The sequence below is a fragment of the Rhizobium brockwellii genome (assembly GCF_000769405.2).
Taxonomy (GTDB): Bacteria; Pseudomonadota; Alphaproteobacteria; order Rhizobiales; family Rhizobiaceae; genus Rhizobium; species Rhizobium brockwellii.
The window spans coordinates 1,721,640-1,739,071 of record NZ_CP053439.1 but is presented as its reverse complement, the minus strand read 5'-3'; the positions used below and the strand labels follow the sequence as shown (position 1 = coordinate 1,739,071).

General features: G+C 60.6%; 19 protein-coding genes and 1 pseudogene. 9 read left to right on the top strand and 11 right to left on the bottom strand.

What is annotated here, in order from left to right; translation table 11 throughout:
* Positions 1 to 91 precede the first annotated feature (91 nt).
* From RLCC275e_RS08830 to RLCC275e_RS08820, 3 genes are all read right to left on the bottom strand, one after another.
* The gene (locus RLCC275e_RS08830; RefSeq protein WP_033182521.1) at positions 92 to 1,417 is read right to left on the bottom strand and encodes a homoserine dehydrogenase; all 1,326 of its coding nucleotides are present in this window, start codon (positions 1,415 to 1,417) and stop codon (positions 92 to 94) included.
* Between the two features lie 61 nt (positions 1,418 to 1,478).
* The gene (locus RLCC275e_RS08825) at positions 1,479 to 2,696 is read right to left on the bottom strand and encodes an LL-diaminopimelate aminotransferase (protein WP_026154130.1); all 1,218 of its coding nucleotides are present in this window, start codon (positions 2,694 to 2,696) and stop codon (positions 1,479 to 1,481) included.
* A gap of 222 nt (positions 2,697 to 2,918) precedes the next feature.
* Complete coding sequence (locus RLCC275e_RS08820) at positions 2,919 to 3,332, bottom strand: hypothetical protein (protein ID WP_033182520.1); 414 nt, start codon at positions 3,330 to 3,332, stop codon at positions 2,919 to 2,921.
* Between the two features lie 150 nt (positions 3,333 to 3,482).
* On the opposite strand from RLCC275e_RS08820, the gene RLCC275e_RS08815 reads away from it, so the two are divergent.
* Together RLCC275e_RS08815 and RLCC275e_RS08810 are read left to right on the top strand one after the other, a co-directional pair.
* Entirely contained in the window at positions 3,483 to 5,318 is a 1,836-nt protein-coding gene (locus RLCC275e_RS08815) for a PHA/PHB synthase family protein (protein ID WP_245485059.1), read from the top strand.
* Positions 5,319 to 5,524: 206 nt separating this feature from the next.
* The gene (locus RLCC275e_RS08810; RefSeq protein WP_033182518.1) at positions 5,525 to 6,865 is read left to right on the top strand and encodes a DUF2778 domain-containing protein; all 1,341 of its coding nucleotides are present in this window, start codon (positions 5,525 to 5,527) and stop codon (positions 6,863 to 6,865) included.
* Positions 6,866 to 6,903: 38 nt separating this feature from the next.
* On the opposite strand, the gene RLCC275e_RS08805 is transcribed toward RLCC275e_RS08810, so the two are convergent.
* Positions 6,904 to 8,061 carry a pyridoxal phosphate-dependent aminotransferase gene (locus RLCC275e_RS08805; protein WP_033182517.1) on the bottom strand — a complete coding sequence of 386 codons (1,158 nt, stop codon included), beginning with the start codon at positions 8,059 to 8,061 and terminating at the stop codon, positions 6,904 to 6,906.
* Positions 8,062 to 8,272: 211 nt separating this feature from the next.
* Between RLCC275e_RS08805 and RLCC275e_RS08800 the strand changes: the two genes are divergently transcribed.
* From RLCC275e_RS08800 to aat, 5 genes are all read left to right on the top strand, one after another.
* On the top strand, positions 8,273 to 9,031 hold the full coding sequence (locus RLCC275e_RS08800; protein WP_003558972.1) for a DsbA family protein: 759 nt from the start codon (positions 8,273 to 8,275) through the stop codon (positions 9,029 to 9,031).
* A 188-nt stretch (positions 9,032 to 9,219) separates the two neighbouring features.
* Positions 9,220 to 9,657: a type II 3-dehydroquinate dehydratase gene (aroQ, locus tag RLCC275e_RS08795; RefSeq protein ID WP_003558970.1), complete on the top strand. Its 438-nt coding sequence runs from the start codon at positions 9,220 to 9,222 to the stop codon at positions 9,655 to 9,657.
* A 20-nt stretch (positions 9,658 to 9,677) separates the two neighbouring features.
* Complete coding sequence (accB, locus tag RLCC275e_RS08790) at positions 9,678 to 10,142, top strand: acetyl-CoA carboxylase biotin carboxyl carrier protein (RefSeq protein WP_033182515.1); 465 nt, start codon at positions 9,678 to 9,680, stop codon at positions 10,140 to 10,142.
* Between the two features lie 4 nt (positions 10,143 to 10,146).
* A complete protein-coding gene (gene accC / locus RLCC275e_RS08785; RefSeq protein ID WP_171816955.1) occupies positions 10,147 to 11,502 on the top strand; it encodes an acetyl-CoA carboxylase biotin carboxylase subunit in 1,356 nt (451 codons plus the stop codon).
* Positions 11,503 to 11,509: 7 nt separating this feature from the next.
* A complete protein-coding gene (aat, locus tag RLCC275e_RS08780; protein WP_033182514.1) occupies positions 11,510 to 12,124 on the top strand; it encodes a leucyl/phenylalanyl-tRNA--protein transferase in 615 nt (204 codons plus the stop codon).
* A 125-nt stretch (positions 12,125 to 12,249) separates the two neighbouring features.
* Here the strand turns inward: aat and RLCC275e_RS08775 are convergent, their stop codons facing one another.
* From RLCC275e_RS08775 to gatB, 5 genes and pseudogenes are all read right to left on the bottom strand, one after another.
* Positions 12,250 to 12,690: a DUF2155 domain-containing protein gene (locus tag RLCC275e_RS08775; protein ID WP_033182513.1), complete on the bottom strand. Its 441-nt coding sequence runs from the start codon at positions 12,688 to 12,690 to the stop codon at positions 12,250 to 12,252.
* Between the two features lie 115 nt (positions 12,691 to 12,805).
* Positions 12,806 to 13,204 carry an NADH:ubiquinone oxidoreductase subunit NDUFA12 gene (locus RLCC275e_RS08770; RefSeq protein WP_033182512.1) on the bottom strand — a complete coding sequence of 133 codons (399 nt, stop codon included), beginning with the start codon at positions 13,202 to 13,204 and terminating at the stop codon, positions 12,806 to 12,808.
* A 103-nt stretch (positions 13,205 to 13,307) separates the two neighbouring features.
* Positions 13,308 to 13,487, bottom strand: a pseudogene (locus RLCC275e_RS08765) (GNAT family N-acetyltransferase); the annotation flags it as partial.
* A gap of 57 nt (positions 13,488 to 13,544) precedes the next feature.
* Positions 13,545 to 14,048 carry a GNAT family N-acetyltransferase gene (locus RLCC275e_RS08760; protein ID WP_033182511.1) on the bottom strand — a complete coding sequence of 168 codons (504 nt, stop codon included), beginning with the start codon at positions 14,046 to 14,048 and terminating at the stop codon, positions 13,545 to 13,547.
* Between the two features lie 4 nt (positions 14,049 to 14,052).
* Positions 14,053 to 15,555 carry an Asp-tRNA(Asn)/Glu-tRNA(Gln) amidotransferase subunit GatB gene (gene gatB, locus RLCC275e_RS08755; RefSeq protein ID WP_033182510.1) on the bottom strand — a complete coding sequence of 501 codons (1,503 nt, stop codon included), beginning with the start codon at positions 15,553 to 15,555 and terminating at the stop codon, positions 14,053 to 14,055.
* 135 nt (positions 15,556 to 15,690) lie between these two features.
* Here gatB and RLCC275e_RS08750 point away from each other — a divergent pair, with 135 nt between their 5' ends.
* Positions 15,691 to 15,987, top strand: a complete 297-nt coding sequence (locus RLCC275e_RS08750; RefSeq protein WP_033182509.1) for a DUF1294 domain-containing protein — start codon at positions 15,691 to 15,693, stop codon at positions 15,985 to 15,987.
* Positions 15,988 to 16,000: 13 nt separating this feature from the next.
* Here RLCC275e_RS08750 and RLCC275e_RS08745 read toward each other — a convergent pair whose 3' ends face one another.
* Complete coding sequence (locus RLCC275e_RS08745; RefSeq protein ID WP_003558950.1) at positions 16,001 to 16,510, bottom strand: GNAT family N-acetyltransferase; 510 nt, start codon at positions 16,508 to 16,510, stop codon at positions 16,001 to 16,003.
* Positions 16,511 to 16,820: 310 nt separating this feature from the next.
* Between RLCC275e_RS08745 and RLCC275e_RS08740 the strand changes: the two genes are divergently transcribed.
* The gene (locus RLCC275e_RS08740; RefSeq protein ID WP_012757267.1) at positions 16,821 to 17,078 is read left to right on the top strand and encodes a YjhX family toxin; all 258 of its coding nucleotides are present in this window, start codon (positions 16,821 to 16,823) and stop codon (positions 17,076 to 17,078) included.
* 54 nt (positions 17,079 to 17,132) lie between these two features.
* On the opposite strand, the gene RLCC275e_RS08735 is transcribed toward RLCC275e_RS08740, so the two are convergent.
* On the bottom strand, positions 17,133 to 17,408 hold the full coding sequence (locus RLCC275e_RS08735) for a hypothetical protein (protein WP_033182508.1): 276 nt from the start codon (positions 17,406 to 17,408) through the stop codon (positions 17,133 to 17,135).
* Positions 17,409 to 17,432 lie beyond the last annotated feature (24 nt).

Genomic DNA, 17,432 nt, shown 5'->3' with positions numbered 1-17,432 from the left:
AGTTTTCGTGAGAGCGGTTAAACAGCCAATAAAAAACCCGCCCTGCGTGCACAGGGCGGGTCAGCTATCCCGGATTGAGGCAAAAGAGAGGTCAGCCTTCCTCTTTCGGCCGCTCGATGCGAATCACCTGAGGCTCGCCGAAGAGGTAACCTTCCGACTTGATCGAGGCGACTGCCTTGCGCACCGAATCTTCCGTCGTCGCATGGGTGACGAGAATGATCGTCTGGTGATGCGATGGCGCCAGGTGCTGCTTGGAGCGCTGGACGATCGATTCCAGCGAGATGTTGTTTTCGGCCATGCGGGTTGCGACGCTGGCAAACACGCCGGTGCGGTCGAGCACGGTCAGGCGGATGAAATAGCCGCCCTCGTGGCTCTGCATCTGCGCCTTGTGGTAGGGTTCCAGCGTCGTTGCGGGATGGCCGAGCACCGGCACGCGCTGGGCGCCCGGCTGGCTCTTGGCGATATCGGCGATATCGCCAAGCACCGACGAGGCCGTGGCGTTGCCGCCGGCGCCAGGGCCAACCATCAGCAGTTCGCCGAGCACGTCGGATTCGATCGCCACTGCATTGGTGACGCCGTCGACCTGGGCGATGACCGAATCGACCGGCACCATTGTGGGATGGACGCGCTGCTCGATGCCGGTATCGGTGCGCTGGGCAACGCCCAAGAGCTTGATGCGATAACCGAGCTCGGCAGCGGCGTGGATATCCTCGATCGAGATGTTGGTGATGCCCTCGAGATAGATATCGTCGGCGGCGATCTGATTGCCGAAGGCGAGCGTCGTCAGGATGGAAAGCTTATGGGCCGTGTCGTTGCCCTCGATATCGAAGGCCGGATCGGCCTCGGCATAACCCAGCCGCTGCGCTTCCTTCAGGCATTCGGCGAAGGAAAGCCCCTCCTTCTCCATCTTGGTCAGGATGTAATTGCAGGTGCCATTCATGATGCCATAGATGCGCGAGACGGAATTGCCCGTCAGCGATTCACGTAGCGCCTTGATGACCGGGATGCCGCCGGCGACTGCCGCCTCGAAGTTCAGCAGCGACCCCTTCTCCTCGGCGATCGTCGCAAGCTCGACGCCGTGATAGGCAAGCAGCGCCTTGTTGGCTGTCACCACATGGAGACCACGCTGAAGTGCGGCGCGCACAGAGATGTTGGCCGCCCCTTCGGCGCCGCCCATCAGCTCGACGAAGACGTCGATATCGCCTTTTTCGGCAAGATCTTCCGGCCGGTCGAACCAGGTAACAGTGGAAAGATCGATGCCGCGGTCCCTTGTCCTGTCACGCGCAGAGACGGCCGTGATGGTAATCGGACGCCCGCAGGTGACGGCAAGCTCGTTGCTTTTCTGCTGAATGATGCGGACAAGCGAGGCGCCAACGGTGCCCAAGCCCGCAATGCCGATTTTGAGGGCATCTGCCATGGATCGATCCTGAAATGTCTGTGTGGCGGCAGCCGCATGACGCGGCTGCCCAACGGTTGGATTAGCGGTGTGCGTTCAGCGAGATGACGTTGTGCATCGTCTCGTCTGCCGTCGACATGAACTTCTTGATGTTGCGCGCAGCCTGGCGGATGCGGTGTTCATTCTCGACAAGTGCCAGACGGACATAGTCGTCGCCCATCTCGCCGAAGCCGATGCCCGGGGCAACGGCGACGTCGGCCTTCTCGACCAGCAGCTTGGAGAATTCCAGCGAACCGAGATGACGGAACTTTTCCGGGATCTTCGCCCAGGCGAACATTGTCGCAGCCGGCGGCGGCACCTCGAACCCGGCCTTGCCGAAGCTTTCGACCATGACATCGCGGCGACGTTTATAGACGTTGCGGACTTCCGCAATATCGGAACCATCGCCGTTCAGCGCATGCGTCGCCGCCACCTGGATCGGCGTGAAGGCGCCGTAGTCGAGATAGGACTTGACGCGGGTGAGCGCCGCGATCAGCCGCTCGTTGCCGACGGCAAAGCCCATGCGCCAGCCGGGCATGGAGAAGGTCTTCGACATCGAGGTGAACTCGACCGTCACGTCCATCGCGCCCGGCACTTCGAGAACCGACGGCGGCGGGGCGCCGTTGAAGTAGATTTCCGAATAGGCAAGGTCGGAAAGCACGATGATGTCGTGCTTTTTCGCAAAGGCGATGACGTCCTTGTAGAAATCGAGCGTCGCGACAAAAGCCGTCGGATTCGAGGGGTAGTTGAGGATCAGCGCCAATGGCTTCGGGATCGAATGCCGAACGGCACGTTCGAGCGGTTCGAAGAAGCTCGCATCCGGCTCCACCGACATGGAGCGGATCACGCCACCGGCCATCAGGAAGCCGAAGGCGTGGATCGGATAGGTGGGGTTCGGGCAAAGGATCACATCGCCGGGCGCGGTAATTGCCTGCGCCATGTTGGCGAAGCCTTCCTTGGAGCCCAAGGTGGCGACGACCTGCGTATCCGGGTTGAGCTTGACGCCGAAACGGCGGGCATAATAGGCGGCCTGGGCACGGCGCAGCCCAGGAATGCCCTTGGACGACGAGTAACGGTGCGTGCGCGGATCCTGCACGACCTCGCACAGCTTGTCGACGATCGACTGGGGAGTGGGAAGGTCGGGGTTTCCCATGCCGAGATCGATGATATCGGCGCCGCCCGCTCGCGCGCTTGCTTTCAAACGGTTGACCTGTTCGAAAACATAAGGCGGCAAACGCCGGACTTTGTGAAACTCTTCCATCTCATTCCCCATGGAAAGGCGGCATTTCGGGCCGCAGTCGAAGTTCGTTCCGTCTCCCGGCGGCTGCGACACGAACTTCAGAATCGCAACGCCGTATTCATCAGACCCAAGCCACGCGGCAAATCTTTGACGGAAAGGCCGCGTAATGCACATTATCAGGAAAATTGCATCTTCAGATCCATTCGGAATGGCTTTGCGTCCAAATTGCCTGAAAGGCAAGGTCTATTTGGAGATTTCGGAGAGCGTATCAGTGCCGTGCTCGGCGGCGAGACGCCGCATTTCGGCGACCTTGGCCTGATATACGGCTTCCGAGATCGTGCCGGCCTTGCGCCGGGCGCCAAGTGCCGTCAGTTGATGCTGCAGTTCGGCAGCCTGCTCGTCGCTCATCTGGACATTGGCAGCCGTCAGCGGCGCGCCGAAATTCGGATAGCCGTCCGGGTATTTTGCAAGGCCGCCCTCGGCCGCCTCGCCCTTGGTAGCCGGCATGACGACGGCGGTGGGTGCTGCTCGTTTGGCGGCGGCTGCGGCCTTTTCTTCCGCCGTCAGATTGCATCCGGCAAGGGCCATCGCCGCCGCGACGCAGATTAGTGCGGTGCGGTTGAAGATTGCGATGCGCCGAATGCCGTTCTTCGTCATGCCTCAAAAATCCAGTTTTGACTGCTTCGACTGTTAAATTTGTCGCAGCCACAAAGCAATAGCATGAGCCGATGCGGGTGGAACTTGTTTTCTCGTTCGATCACGATGTACAACGAATGGATAAAAAGAGTGGTGCTGCCGCCGGAGGAAATGGTGACCGACAGCAAGCAGGAGAATGGCGGCAAGACCGGCTTTGACGCGAGTGATCTCGATCCCTATCTGTTGAAGGATCCCGAGGCGATGGCGATGAATTTCGCCCGGGCGCTCGAAAATCTTGGACAAGCAGCGTCTGCCTGGCTTGCGCCGCGCGAACGTGGCGAGATCAGCGAAACCGCCGCCGATCCGATGACCGACATGGTCAAGACGCTTTCCAAGGTCACCGAATACTGGATTTCCGATCCGCGCCGCACCTTCGAGGCACAGACGCAGCTGATGTCCTCGTTCTTCGGCATCTGGGTGCGCTCGATGCAGCGCATGCAAGGCGATCCCACGCCACCCGAGCCGGACACCCGCAAGGACAAGCGCTTTTCGGACGAGGACTGGCAGAAGAATCCGTTCTTCGATTTTCTTCGCCAGGTCTATTTCGTCACGACCGACTGGGTGGAAAAACTGGTGTTGGAGACCGATGGCCTCGACGAGCACACAAAACACAAGGCCGGTTTCTATGTGAAGCAGATCACGGCAGCGCTTTCGCCGACCAACTTCATCGCCACCAATCCGCAGCTCTACCGCGAGACGATCGCAACCAGTGGCGCCAATCTGGTGCGCGGGATGAAGATGCTGGCCGAGGATATCGCTGCCGGAAACGGCGACCTTCGTCTTCGCCAGACCGACATGACGAAATTCGCCGTCGGCCGCGACATGGCGCTGACGCCAGGCAAGGTGATCGCCCAGAACGACATCTGCCAGATCATCCAGTACGACGCTTCGACCGAAACGGTGCTGAAGCGGCCTCTATTGATCTGCCCGCCCTGGATCAACAAGTTCTATATTCTCGACCTCAACCCGCAAAAATCCTTCATCAAATGGTGCGTTGACCAGGGTCAGACGGTCTTCGTCATTTCCTGGGTCAACCCGGATGCGCGCCACGCCGACAAGGACTGGGGGGCCTATGCCCGCGAGGGCATCGATTTCGCGCTTGATACAGTCGAGAAGGCGACCGGCGAGAAGGATGTCAACGCCGTCGGCTACTGCGTCGGCGGCACGCTGCTGGCCGCGACACTGGCGCTGCATGCCAAGGAGAAGAACAAGCGCATCAAGACCGCGACACTCTTCACCACCCAGGTCGACTTCACCCATGCCGGCGACCTCAAGGTCTTCGTCGACGAGGAGCAGCTTGAATCGCTCGAAGAGCATATGCAGGCGGCCGGCTATCTCGACGGCACGAAGATGTCGATGGCCTTCAACATGTTGCGCGCCTCCGAGCTGATCTGGCCTTATTTCGTCAACAACTACCTCAAGGGCCAGGATCCCCTGCCCTTCGACCTGTTGTTCTGGAACGCCGATTCGACCCGCATGGCGGCGGCAAACCATGCCTTCTACCTGCGCAATTGTTATCTCAAGAATGCGCTGACACAGAACGAGATGATCCTCGACGGCAAGTCCGTGTCGCTCAAGGACGTCAAGATCCCGATCTATAATCTCGCCACCCGCGAGGATCACATCGCACCTGCCAAGTCCGTCTTCCTCGGCAGCCGGTTCTTCGGCGGCAAGGTGGAATTCGTCGTGACCGGCTCGGGACATATCGCCGGCGTCGTCAACCCGCCCGACAGGAAGAAGTATCAATTCTGGACCGGCGGCCCCGCCAAGGGGGACTACGAGACCTGGCTCGAGCAGGCGACGGAGACCCCGGGATCATGGTGGCCGCATTGGCAGGCCTGGATCGAGACGCATGACGGCAGACGCGTGCCGGCCCGCAAACCCGGCGGCGACGCGCTGAACGCGATCGAGGAAGCGCCGGGAAGTTATGTGATGGAGCGCGCCTGAGACGCCTCAACGCATCTTTTTGAGACGTCGTGAAAAACTGCAACGCCGCGTAAACAAATTAGAAACCATAATTCGTCATCCTTGCGAGACAGTCGGACATCGTGGGTGGTCTAAATTCGGCCCATTTGCGCCTGTACCGGCCCCCGGCGAAGTTTAGTCAGTCAGTGCCGCCGGCCTGCGTAGCGAGTTTGAAAGACGAGTGTAGTATGGCGTTTGCGGTCGGGACGTTCGATAACGTCACCCATCTTGGCGGATCTGCTTTCCGTTGGCGCAGATCTCGCGGTTTCCTTTACGGTGTTGTTGGCGCCGGATTTCTGACCTCTACATGGCTGATCGCGACCTTCGCGACGATGCACTCGATAGCCGCTCCGTATTCTCCGCCGGATCGCCTGGCACAGCTCGGCGCTGCGCCGAAGGTGGTGCCTTCAACGCGCCACGAGAGGCTGATCCATGTCGGCAAGGCCGATCGGCTGGCCGCCTTCGATGCGAAGCCGAAGGTCCCGCTGACGGCGAGCCTCATTCAATCCCATGCGGAAAAGACCGCTGCCGCCGCGACAGCGCTTGCGGTTCTCGCCAAAAACAATCGGCTCGTTGTGGCTGCCGAACAACCGGTCGTGGCGGCGATCTCCGACAGCGCCAAATTCCGCAAGGACGACGTCATCGTGACGGCGCCGGTCGAGCTCGCCTCGGCAGAGACGGACGAAGACGACGGCGACCGGATCATCGTTCCCTCGAAGGAGGCGGTCGCCGCAGCCGAACTCCCGACCCTGCTTGCGCTTGCCGATGCCGGATCCCGGCAAATCGCGCCGGCCCCGGTCGAACCAACCGCGCCTCCTGTCAGAACCGCCTCCATACCCGCTTCGGCACCCACACCTGACGTCGTCGCCGCCGCGGACGACGCGCCCCCCTTCGATCTCGTGCTGGCGCCGGATGAAGGTTCGGTGCCGCTGCCGATGGCACGTCCCGATGGCCTCATCGGCAAACCGACACCGGCCTCCAAGGGTTCGCAGCGCACTGGCGAGCCTGTACTTGCCTACGCCCAACCGAACTCGCCGATCGAGGATGACGAGGACGATGCAGTGCCGCGCTACGACAAGCCGGTCTTCTCGCCGAAGCTGCGCGCAGGCGTGGCGATCTACGACATCGAAAACAGCACCGTCTATCTGCCGAACGGCGAGCGGCTCGAGGCCCATTCCGGGCTCGGCAAGATGCGCGACAACCCGCGTTTCGTGAACAAGAAGATGCGCGGACCGACGCCGCCGCACACCTATGTCCTAACCATGCGCGAGAGCCTTTTCCATGGCGTCGAGGCGTTGCGGCTGACGCCGGTCGAGGGTTCGGACGCCATCTATGACCGTGTCGGCCTGCTCGCCCATACCTACATGCTCGGCAAAAACGGCGATTCCAACGGCTGCGTCTCCTTCAAGGACTACCGCCGCTTCCTCGCCGCCTACAAGCGCGGCGACATCAAGCAGCTCGTGGTGGTGCCGCGGCTGAACAACAAACCATCTTCGACCTTTGCTTCGCTGTTTTCGCGACGCAGCTGAGTATTGGAGAGCGACTGCCGCTTGCCCGGCAGCGGACGTTACTTCAACCAGGCTGCGATTCGCTCCACCGCCTCGGCGATCTCCGCTTCCGAGCCCGCATAGGACAGACGTAGCGTTCGATTTCCCTCCAGCGGATCGAAATCGAGACCGGGCGTGGCGGCGACGTCGATTTCCGCGAGCATGCGTTTGGCAAAGCCCATGCTTTCATTGGTGAAACGGGTGACGTCGAGATAGGCGTAGAAGGCGCCGTCCATCGGCGAGGCGATCGAAAACCCGATCTGCGGCAGTCGCCGCATCAGCAAGTCGCGGTTGGCGGCATAGCTCGCCTTATAACGATCGACCTCGGCGCCAGCGCCAAGAGCGGCCGTGGCGGCGATCTGGGAGAGTTCGGGCGGCGAGATGTAGAGGCTCTGCGCCACCCGTTCGATCGGCCGCACCAGGCGTTCCGGCAACACCATCCAGCCGATTCGCCAGCCGGTCATGCAATAATATTTGGAGAAGGAGTTGATGACGATCGCCTCGTCGGTCAGTTCCAGCGCGCTCGCCTCCTCGCCGGCGAAGGTCAGCCCGTGGTAGATTTCATCGGAGATGAAGGCGATGGAATGGGCGGCGCAGTAATCCGAAAGCGCCTTCAGCCCATCGCGGCCGGTCACCGTACCGGTCGGGTTGGCGGGGCTTGCGAGCAATACGCCTTTCAGCGTCATGCCGCTTTCCCTCTGCGCCGCTTCCAGGCTTTGCGGCGTCAGGGTGAAGTGGGTCTCGGCCGTTACCGGCACTTCGAGGACCTTCAGACCCAGCGCACCGAGGATATTGCGATAGGCGGGATAACCGGGTCTTGCGATCGCCACCGCATCGCCGGCATCGAAGAGCGACAGGAAGGCGAGATTGAAGCCAGCCGAGGAACCTGTGGTAATGGCGATGCGCTTGGGATCGATCTCCAGCCCGTGGCGATCCTTGTAGTGCCAGGCGAGCGCCGATTTCAGCCGCGCTGTGCCCAGCGCATCGGTATAGCCGATCCGGCCTTCGGTAAGGGCTGTGCGCGCCGCTTCGAGTGCTGCTTGAGGTGCCGGATGCGAGGGCTGACCGACCGCCATCGAGATCACGGGATGGCCGGCCGCACGCCGCTTCGTCGCCTCCGCCAAGACGTCCATGGCATGAAAAGGCTCGACTTCGCTGCGTTTCGATATGGAAAACAAGTTCGTTTCTCGCTCAGCTTCTTCAATGACGGCCCGACAATTGCCGCATTAATCGGCTCATCACAATCCCGCGAGGGCCGCGCGGGGATGAAAAATTCCTGTTTGAGCAGAACAGAACGCACCGTACCTTGACGCGACGCATTCAAGTCCATTAACCCGGCGACGGTCTTCTCGACGAAGAGACGACCACATCGCCGATGACGAGGATATCATGGCATTCTTCCCGAAGACCTTCACCGCACTGGCGCTTGCCGCATCGATCGCCCTTCCGCTTCCGGCAGCAGCGCTCGACGACCAGCAGAAGAAGGAGTTCGGCGAATTCATCAAGCAATACCTGATCGAGAATCCCGAGATCATGCTCGAAGTCCAGGATGCGCTGCAGAAGAAGCAGGAAGCTCAGCGTCTGGTGAAGGCCAATATGGCGATCGAAGAGAACACCACCGACATCTTCGATTCGAAGAACGACGTCACGCTCGGCAATCCCAAGGGCGATGTCACTGTCGTCGAATTCTTCGATTATAATTGCAGCTATTGCCGGCATGCGCTTCCCGACATGCAGGCGATGCTGAAAAAGGACAAGAACGTCCGTTTCGTCCTCAAGGAATTCCCGATCCTCGGGCCGGATTCGGTCGCCGCCCACAAGGTGGCCGACGCCTTCCGCAAGCTCGCACCGGAAAAATATGCCGATTTCCACGTCGCCCTTCTCGGCACCGAAGGCCGTGCCTCCGACGAAACAGCGATCGCGGTTGCCGCTTCGCTCGGCGTCAGCGCGGACAAGATCCGCGCCGAGATGGCAAAGAGCCCGAATGACGGTATAGTCCAGGCGACCTACCAGCTCGCCTCCAGTCTCGGCATCAGCGGCACGCCGTCCTATGTGATCGGCAACGAACTGGTGCCTGGCGCCGTTGGGCTCGACGATCTCGAAGCCAAGGTCAAGAACATGCGCAGCTGCGGCAAGACCGCCTGCTGAGCAATCAAAGTGCTGCGCACTTTTACGCGACATGCTTGAGCGACCGTCAGCCCATCAAATCGTCAAAATCGAAGTGTTCCAACCATGTGGACAAATGTGGCACGATTGCCGCTGGGCAATCCGTAAGGGCTTTCATTCAGCCTTCGCGGAGTCTATAGGTTGCCGTCGTACATTTTACGGAACATTCGATGACGCAAACGATTTTTGTCCTGAACGGCCCCAACCTGAACATGCTGGGTAAACGAGAGCCCGGTATTTATGGCGGCAAGACGCTCAAGGACATCGAGGTGGATTGCAAGGCTGCAGGGCGCGAGCTCGGCTTCGATATCGACTTCCGCCAGAGCAACCACGAAGGCACGCTCGTCGATTGGTTCCATGAGGCCGACGACAAGGCTGTTGGCGTTGCGATCAACCCCGGCGCCTACGGCCATACGTCGATTGCGCTGCACGACGCGATCCGCGCCATTTCCATTCCGGTAGTGGAGGTGCATATCTCCAACATCCATGCGCGGGAAGAATTCCGCCACGAGTCGATGATCGCGCCCGCTGCAAAGGGCATGGTCTGCGGCTTCGGGCCTTACGGCTACATCATGGCGCTTCACGCGCTGAAGAACATCACGGCATAAGAATAAGACAGGGCAACACCATGGCTGAAAAGAAATCGGGTATCGACCAGGCACTGATCCGCGATCTCGCCAATATTCTCAACGAAACGGATCTGACGGAGATCGAAGTCGAGCAGGATGACCTGCGCATCCGCGTTTCGCGCGCCGGCACGCCGCAATATGTCCAGGCGCCAATCGCGGCACCGGCCTTTGCCGCGCCCGCTGCCGCGGCAGCCGCTGCCACACCTGCGGCAGCTCCCAGCCGCAACCCGGCCAATGTCGTCAATGCACCGATGGTGGGCACCGTCTACATGGCGCCGGCTCCGGGCGCGCGTGCCTTCATCGAAGTCGGCGCAACCGTCAAGGAAGGCCAGACGCTGATCATCATCGAAGCGATGAAGACGATGAACCAGATCCCTTCGCCGAAATCAGGCAAGGTAACCGAGATCCTCGTCGATGACGGACATCCCGTCGAATACGGCCAAGCCCTCGTCGTCATCGAATAGGCCCATGCCCATGATTTCGAAAATCCTCATCGCCAATCGCGGGGAAATCGCCCTTCGCGTGCTCCGGGCCTGCAAAGAGCTCGGCATCGCCTGCGTCGCGGTTCATTCCACCGCCGACGCCGATGCCATGCATGTGCGCCTTGCTGACGAAAGTGTCTGCATCGGCCCGCCCTCCTCGCGCGAGAGCTATCTCAACATCCACCAGATCGTCGCCGCCTGCGAGATCACCGGCGCTGACGCCGTGCATCCGGGCTACGGCTTTCTGTCGGAGAATGCAAAGTTCGCCGACATCCTCGAAGCCCACGGCATCACCTTTATCGGGCCGACGGCGGACCATATCCGCATCATGGGCGACAAGATCACTGCCAAGACAACGGCGCTGGAACTCGGCATTCCCGTCGTTCCAGGCTCGGACGGCGAAGTGAAGACCGAAGAAGATGCGCTGAAGACAGCCGCCGAAATCGGCTATCCCGTGCTGATCAAGGCAACCGCCGGTGGCGGCGGACGCGGCATGAAAGTCGCCAAGAGCGAGGCCGACGTGATTGAGGCCTGGTCGACGGCGCGCACGGAAGCGGCAGCCGCCTTCGGCAACGATGCCGTCTACATGGAAAAATATCTCGGCAAACCGCGCCACATCGAAATCCAGGTGTTCGGCGACGGCGAAGGCAATGCCATCCATCTAGGCGAGCGTGACTGCTCGCTGCAGCGGCGCCATCAGAAGGTCTGGGAAGAGGCGAATTCGCCGGCCCTTAACGTCGAGCAGCGCATGAAGATCGGCCAGATCTGCGCAGACGCCATGAAGAAGCTGAAATATCGCGGTGCCGGCACGATCGAATTCCTCTATGAGAATGGCGAGTTCTATTTCATCGAAATGAACACCCGCCTGCAGGTGGAGCATCCGATCACCGAAGCGATCACCGGCATCGACCTGGTGCACGAGCAGATCCGCGTCGCTTCCGGCGGCGGTCTCTCGGTGACGCAGGACGAAGTGCATTTTTCCGGTCACGCCATCGAGTGCCGCATCAATGCCGAGCACCCGCGCACCTTCGTACCCTCACCCGGCACGATCACGCATTTCCACGCGCCGGGCGGCCTTGGCGTGCGCATCGATTCCGGTGCCTATCAGGGCTACAAGATCCCGCCCTATTACGACAGCCTCATCGGCAAGCTGATCGTGCACGGCCGTACCCGCGTCGAATGCATGATGCGCCTGCGCCGGGCGCTCGACGAATTCGTCGTCGACGGCATCAATACGACGCTGCCGCTATTCCAGGATCTCGTCTCCAACCAGGATATCGCCAACGGCGACTACGACATCCACTGGTTGGAAGACTACCTGGCCAACACACCGGCGGCATAGGACAGGAATGGCAGGATCGCGCAGGAAGTCACCAGGCATCACCCCTGACATTCTCCTGCGCGCCTATTCCATCGGCCTCTTCCCGATGGCCGAATCCGCCGACGACCCGGAGATCTTCTGGGTCGAACCGGAACTGCGCGGCGTGCTGCCGTTCGACCATTTCCATGTTTCGAAAAGCCTTGCCAAGACGGTGCGCAAGAATCCCTTCGAGATCCGTTTCGATCACGCTTTCGATCAGGTCATCGCCGCCTGCGCGGAGGAGACATCCGGGCGTCCGAGCACCTGGATCAACAAGACGATCAGATCACTTTACTCGACGCTCTTCGACATGGGCCATGCCCATACGGTCGAAGCCTGGGAGGGCGATGAACTGGTCGGCGGTCTCTACGGCGTCTCGCTCGGCTCGGCCTTCTTCGGCGAAAGCATGTTCTCGCGCCGGACGGATGCCTCGAAGATCTGCCTCGTTCATCTGGTCGACCGGCTGCGGCAAAGGGGCTTCACCCTGCTCGACACGCAGTTCACCACCGAGCACCTGAAGACGTTCGGAGCGATCGACGTTCCGAAGGCCGATTATGCCGCGATGCTGACCGAAGCGATGGAATCGCCGCACCTTCAGTTTTGAGCCAAACGCTGCATGCTTGGCGGCACGCGCTGAAGTGTCGCGCAAAACTGTCCCGCGGTTTTGCGCGACATGCGGAAAACAAAGACCTAAAGCACGAGGAGCGAATCTGAAGATTGCGACGCGCTTTAGCGCGCGGTCGCCTTGGTGCCGTCAGGAGCCGGGACGTCCGAGCTTGTCTTGCAGTCCTTCAGCCAGACGTCGTAGATCGGGTGCTCGACGGCGTTGAGGCCGGGGCTGGCGGCGAACATCCAGCCGGTGAAGATGCGGCGGATCTTGCGGTCGAGCGTGATCTCGTCGACCTCGACGAAACCGTCGATCTTCTGTGCTTCCGACTGGTCGCGCGAATAACAGGCCTTCGGTGTCACCTGCAGCGCGCCGAACTGGACCGTCTCATTGACATAGACGTCGAAGGTCGTGATGCGGCCGGTGATCTTGTCGAGGCCGGAAAAGACGGCAACCGGATTTTCGATGCGTGCGGCATGTGCCGCAGCCGGCGGAAGCAGGGCCGAGAGCGCCAGCAGCGATCCGGCGGCACGCAGCACCTTGTTCCGCGTGAAGAGCTTCATGTGTACCCGTCTCCAGACATTTTCAGTTCGCGGCCGCGGTCAAGCGCGGCCAACCTGCGGGTAAAGGTCAATTGTGGCCAAAAGCCGGGTCTTGGGTTTGCCCGGTCGGGCCGTCTCAGTTGCCGGGCGTCCAGGCGTCGTAATCGCCGGTGACGCGCGGACGTTCGCCCGGAACGGCGATGGAGCCCGGCGGACGATAGGCCTGCGGCGAACCGGTATGGTTGGGACGGTGTGCCTTCTGCCATTCCTTGGCGACGTAGGTTTCTTTGGACGGGGGAACATCGGTGCGATGATGCATCCAGCCATGCCAGCCCGGCGGAATGGCGGAGGCTTCGGCATAACCCTTGTAGATCACCCAGCGCTTCGGCAGACCATAGGAAGACATGCCGCCTTCGTAATAGACGTTGCCGAATTCATCCTCGCCGACGCGCTTGCCAAAACGCCAGGTCGCAAAACGCGTGCCCATCGTCTGACCGTTCCACCAAGTAAAGGTCTGAACCAGAAGATTCCACATGTCTTTTCCTTGTGCCCGCCAGATGCGAGCCAAACCAGAATTCGTTTCCTCGCTTATGCCGTCGTCAAGCCGAATTGTCCAGCGATTCCACGACAGCCACGGGTCATTTCAAAGCCATCTTGAAGCCCAGATGCGAGGGCCTGAAGCCCAGCCTTTCATAGAAACGATGGGCATCCCTACGCACCGCGTTCGAGGTCAACGCTACCCGCCTGATGCCGCGGCCTTTTGCCTCGGCAACGGCGAATTCAATTATCAGCGCACCGACATTGCCACGAATGCCGGCAGATCTTCCTTGCGCGCCTGGTGAATGCGAATGTCGGCTAACTCGACCACCACGGCCTCAATGCCCTTCGAGCGGTTTTTCGAAGATCAGCGCCGGAATGCCGGATTGCCCGGCCCCGCTATTCTCGTTGCGGCCGATCTCGGTGAAGCCGTGCGAGAGATAGAAAGCGATCGCCGCCGCATTCTGCGGCTCGACTTCGAGACGCATGATCTCCGCATCGGGGAAGCAGGTTTCGAGTTCGGCGAAGATGTCGCGGCCAATACCCTGGCGCTGCAAAGTCGGCCTGACATAGAGGAGATGCAGCATGACCGTCTTCGTCAATTGCTGCGACATTGCCGCATAACCCATGCCGCCGATATTGCGGCCGTCATCGGCAACGAGGAATTCGGCATCCTTTCGCACGAGGCGCGTCTTCAGCGCCGCCGGCGAAAAGAGATGGGTGATCAGATCCTCCACCTTGGCTCTGCCATGCAGGCTGTCATAGGTGGCATGAAAGCTCTCCACCAAGAGGGCGCGCACCTTCTCCAGGTCGCGCTCGCCGGCGGTGCGGACGAAATACACCCGCTTATTCCTCGATGCCGAGCTTTGCCTTGACGAGGGCCTGGACAGCCTGTGGATTGGCCTTGCCGCCGGTCGCCTTCATCACCTGGCCGACGAACCATGCTGCCATGGTCGGCTTCGCCTTGACCTTTTCGACCTGATCGGGATTGGCGGCGATGATCTCGTCCACGGCCTTTTCGATCGCACCGGTATCCGTCACCTGCTTCATGCCACGCGCTTCGACGATCTCGGCAGGATCGCCACCTTCGGTGAGCACGATCTCGAAAAGATCCTTGGCGATCTTGCCAGAGATGGTTTCGGCCTTGATCAGATCAATGATGGCGCCGAGCTGGGCCGGTGAAACCGGCGTCTGCTCTATGTCCTTGCCGGTGCGGTTCAGCGCGCCGAGCAGATCGTTGATCACCCAGTTGGCGGCCATCTTGCCGTCACGGCCTGCGGCGACGGCTTCATAATAATCGGCGATCGCCTTTTCGGAAACGAGCACCGAGGCGTCGTAGATCGACAGGCCGAGCTCGCGCACGAAGCGCTCCTTCTTGTCGTCAGGCAGTTCCGGCAGATCGGCTGCGAGCGCCTTGATGAAGGCGTCGTCGAATTCGAGCGGCAGCAGATCAGGATCGGGGAAATAACGATAGTCGTGCGCATCCTCCTTGGAGCGCATCGAGCGCGTCTCGCCCTTGTTCGGGTCGAAGAGGCGAGTCTCCTGATCGATCTTGCCACCGTCCTCCAGAATGCCGATCTGGCGACGGGCTTCATATTCAATCGCCTGGCCGATGAACCGGATGGAGTTGACGTTCTTGATCTCGCAACGGGTGCCGAAATTCTCGCCCGGACGGCGGACGGAGACGTTGACGTCGGCGCGCATCGAGCCTTCGTCCATGTTGCCGTCGCAGGTGCCGAGATAACGCACGATCGAGCGCAGCTTGGTCATATAGGCCTTGGCCTCGTCGGACGAGCGCATGTCGGGCTTGGAGACGATCTCCATCAGCGCAACGCCGGAACGGTTGAGATCGACATAGGACATGGTCGCGTGCTGGTCATGCATCGATTTGCCGGCATCCTGCTCCAGGTGCAGGCGCTCGATGCCGATCTCGATATCCTCGAACTGGCCCTGGCGGTCCGGCCCGAGTGAAATGACGATCTTGCCCTCGCCGACGATCGGATCCTTGAACTGCGAGATCTGATAGCCCTGCGGCAGGTCGGGATAGAAATAGTTCTTGCGATCAAAGAGCGAGCGCTTGTTGATCTGGGCTTTCAGGCCGAGGCCGGTGCGCACCGCCTGCCTGACGCATTCCTCGTTGATGACGGGCAGCATGCCGGGCATGGCGGCGTCGACCAGCGAGACGTTCGAATTCTGCGGCTTGCCGAATTCCGTCGAGGCGCCGGAGAAGAGCTTCGAATTGGACAGCACCTGGGCATGCACTTCCATGCCGACGATGACTTCCCAGTCGCCGGTGGCGCCGGGGATGAAGCGTTTCGGATCAGGCGTGCGGACGTCGACAAGGGTCATCTGATGCTCTTTGCAGGCTGTTCTTTTCCACTGGTGAGGTAAAGGAAATGGCGTGCCGGTGCAAGGCTTTCGCCATCGGCTGCATCGCGGTTTTGCCGTCCGTTAACGGAGCCACGGTAGGGTTCCCCGACGACGATGACCGATATTATCAAATGGGCCTTGCTGTTTCTGGCGCTGAACCTCTTGGTGTTCTCGATCTATTTCTTCGACAAGCAGGCGGCGCGCCACGGCAGGCGACGTATCAGCGAACGCACGCTTCTCCTCGTTGCGCTGATCGGCGGCAGCCTGGGCGCGCTGGCTGCACAGCAGCTGCTGCGGCACAAGACGAGAAAGGAGCCGTTCCGGTCAATCCTGGCGGCAATCCTGATCCTGCACGGCGCACTGATTGCTGTGCTGGCCTTCTTGCCGCAATGGAGCCCTCTCCTTCTTTAAGATTCTTGAAGCATCAGAATTCCAGCCCATAGCCACCTTGGCCATCCGAAACGAGCTGTTTCGTCAGTCCAACGGAGGGCACGTCGCGATCGAGCTTCGGATTGTAGGCAACCGAGAGCCAGTGAATGCTGTAGCCGTGCTTCTGGAAGAAGCCGATCGCCTCGCTATTGCCGGAATGGGTCTGCATCGCCGCCTTCTCGAGGCCCTGATCGGCGATCTCCTTTTCGATGCGGACGAGAAGGGCCGAACCGAGGCCCTGGCGGGTGAAGGCGGGATCGATCCAGAAATCCGAGATGGTTTCGTCCAATCCCTCGCGCGCCGCCCAGCCTGCGACCTGACCGTTCTGCTCGACGACGGTAATGGTCAGCCAGTCGTTTTCCACGAAGTTCCTGAAGGCGTTGCGCGCTGCGTCGATCATCGCGTCCGATTCGCCGATCGACGCCATCGCATTTTGCCAGGCCCTCAGCCCGATCTCGCTCAATAGCTCCGCTTCACCGTCGCGGGCATTGCGAATGTGGATCAACGACACCTCCGCGTTACCCCTCAACTAGACCATTGAGTCGCGGAATTTACCAGTACCTCCAAAGGGATGATCGGCCAAAAACAAGGTTTTCGACTGGTTTTGACCTGAGACCACGCTCTTGACCGAATTTTCCAGGCTGAATAATAGGTCTTATCGAGGTGTTTTATGTTGAGCCTGCCTGAGACCCGGTAAAGGCCCTGCCCGCAAGTCCGCTTGCGCGCATGGGCCCGAAAAAACGAAGCCCTGACGTTCGAATGAGCGCCAGATCGTTTTTGTGCGCCCTGCCGGGCGCGATACCGGATCTCAACACATGGACATTTCTCGCACGGAGCAGCGCATCCTGCATCTCATGGCCCAAGGCGGCCGCATTGAAATTACCCGCGACGACGACAGGAAGATCGAGGCGGTCAGTTGCTTCACTCGCGACGGCTGGCTCTATCCCGGCGTCGACCTCGATCTCTTCCGCAGGCTGAAGCGGCTGAGGGCAATCAAATCCTCAGGCGGCCACCCCTACCGGATCACCGAAAGAGGGCTGAGCTTGGTCAGGTCGCAGTTGAACAACAGGTAAATAGCGGTACCCCCCCGATCGCGTCTCGAACGGGCGCGATCGGGGGGTACCGCCTCAAGCCTTTGCCGAGAGTTCCGTCCGCATCGCCGACCACTCGTCGACCATCGTGCCAGTGCCGCGCGCCTTTCCGGCGCGGCGATACCAATAATCGGCGTTCCAGTCATCGCCCTCGATGCGATGGCAAAGCGCGTGGCCCCAGTCGAACGGTTGTTCGCCTTCGTGGCCCTGGCAGATGTCGTGGACCGCCTGCCAATCCGCGCCCATGGTGAAACCACCGGCAGCAAGGCGATCAACGGCCTCGATCAATTGCGCAAGATCATTGCTGGCCATAAAACCTTCTCCTGGTTCCGGCTA

Bases quoted from the DNA above. Each gene is read 5' to 3' on its own strand.
- RLCC275e_RS08830 (WP_033182521.1), bottom strand. From the start codon at position 1,417: ATGGCAGATGCCCTCAAAATCGGCATTGCGGGCTTGGGCACCGTTGGC.
- RLCC275e_RS08825 (WP_026154130.1), bottom strand. From the start codon at position 2,696: ATGGAAGAGTTTCACAAAGTCCGGCGTTTGCCGCCTTATGTTTTCGAA.
- RLCC275e_RS08820 (WP_033182520.1), bottom strand. From the start codon at position 3,332: ATGACGAAGAACGGCATTCGGCGCATCGCAATCTTCAACCGCACCGCA.
- RLCC275e_RS08815 (WP_245485059.1), top strand. From the start codon at position 3,483: ATGGTGACCGACAGCAAGCAGGAGAATGGCGGCAAGACCGGCTTTGAC.
- RLCC275e_RS08810 (WP_033182518.1), top strand. From the start codon at position 5,525: ATGGCGTTTGCGGTCGGGACGTTCGATAACGTCACCCATCTTGGCGGA.
- RLCC275e_RS08800 (WP_003558972.1), top strand. From the start codon at position 8,273: ATGGCATTCTTCCCGAAGACCTTCACCGCACTGGCGCTTGCCGCATCG.
- aroQ (WP_003558970.1), top strand. From the start codon at position 9,220: ATGACGCAAACGATTTTTGTCCTGAACGGCCCCAACCTGAACATGCTG.
- accB (WP_033182515.1), top strand. From the start codon at position 9,678: ATGGCTGAAAAGAAATCGGGTATCGACCAGGCACTGATCCGCGATCTC.
- accC (WP_171816955.1), top strand. From the start codon at position 10,147: ATGCCCATGATTTCGAAAATCCTCATCGCCAATCGCGGGGAAATCGCC.
- aat (WP_033182514.1), top strand. From the start codon at position 11,510: ATGGCAGGATCGCGCAGGAAGTCACCAGGCATCACCCCTGACATTCTC.
- RLCC275e_RS08775 (WP_033182513.1), bottom strand. From the start codon at position 12,690: ATGAAGCTCTTCACGCGGAACAAGGTGCTGCGTGCCGCCGGATCGCTG.
- RLCC275e_RS08770 (WP_033182512.1), bottom strand. From the start codon at position 13,204: ATGTGGAATCTTCTGGTTCAGACCTTTACTTGGTGGAACGGTCAGACG.
- gatB (WP_033182510.1), bottom strand. From the start codon at position 15,555: ATGACCCTTGTCGACGTCCGCACGCCTGATCCGAAACGCTTCATCCCC.
- RLCC275e_RS08750 (WP_033182509.1), top strand. From the start codon at position 15,691: ATGACCGATATTATCAAATGGGCCTTGCTGTTTCTGGCGCTGAACCTC.
- RLCC275e_RS08740 (WP_012757267.1), top strand. From the start codon at position 16,821: ATGGACATTTCTCGCACGGAGCAGCGCATCCTGCATCTCATGGCCCAA.
- RLCC275e_RS08735 (WP_033182508.1), bottom strand. From the start codon at position 17,408: ATGGCCAGCAATGATCTTGCGCAATTGATCGAGGCCGTTGATCGCCTT.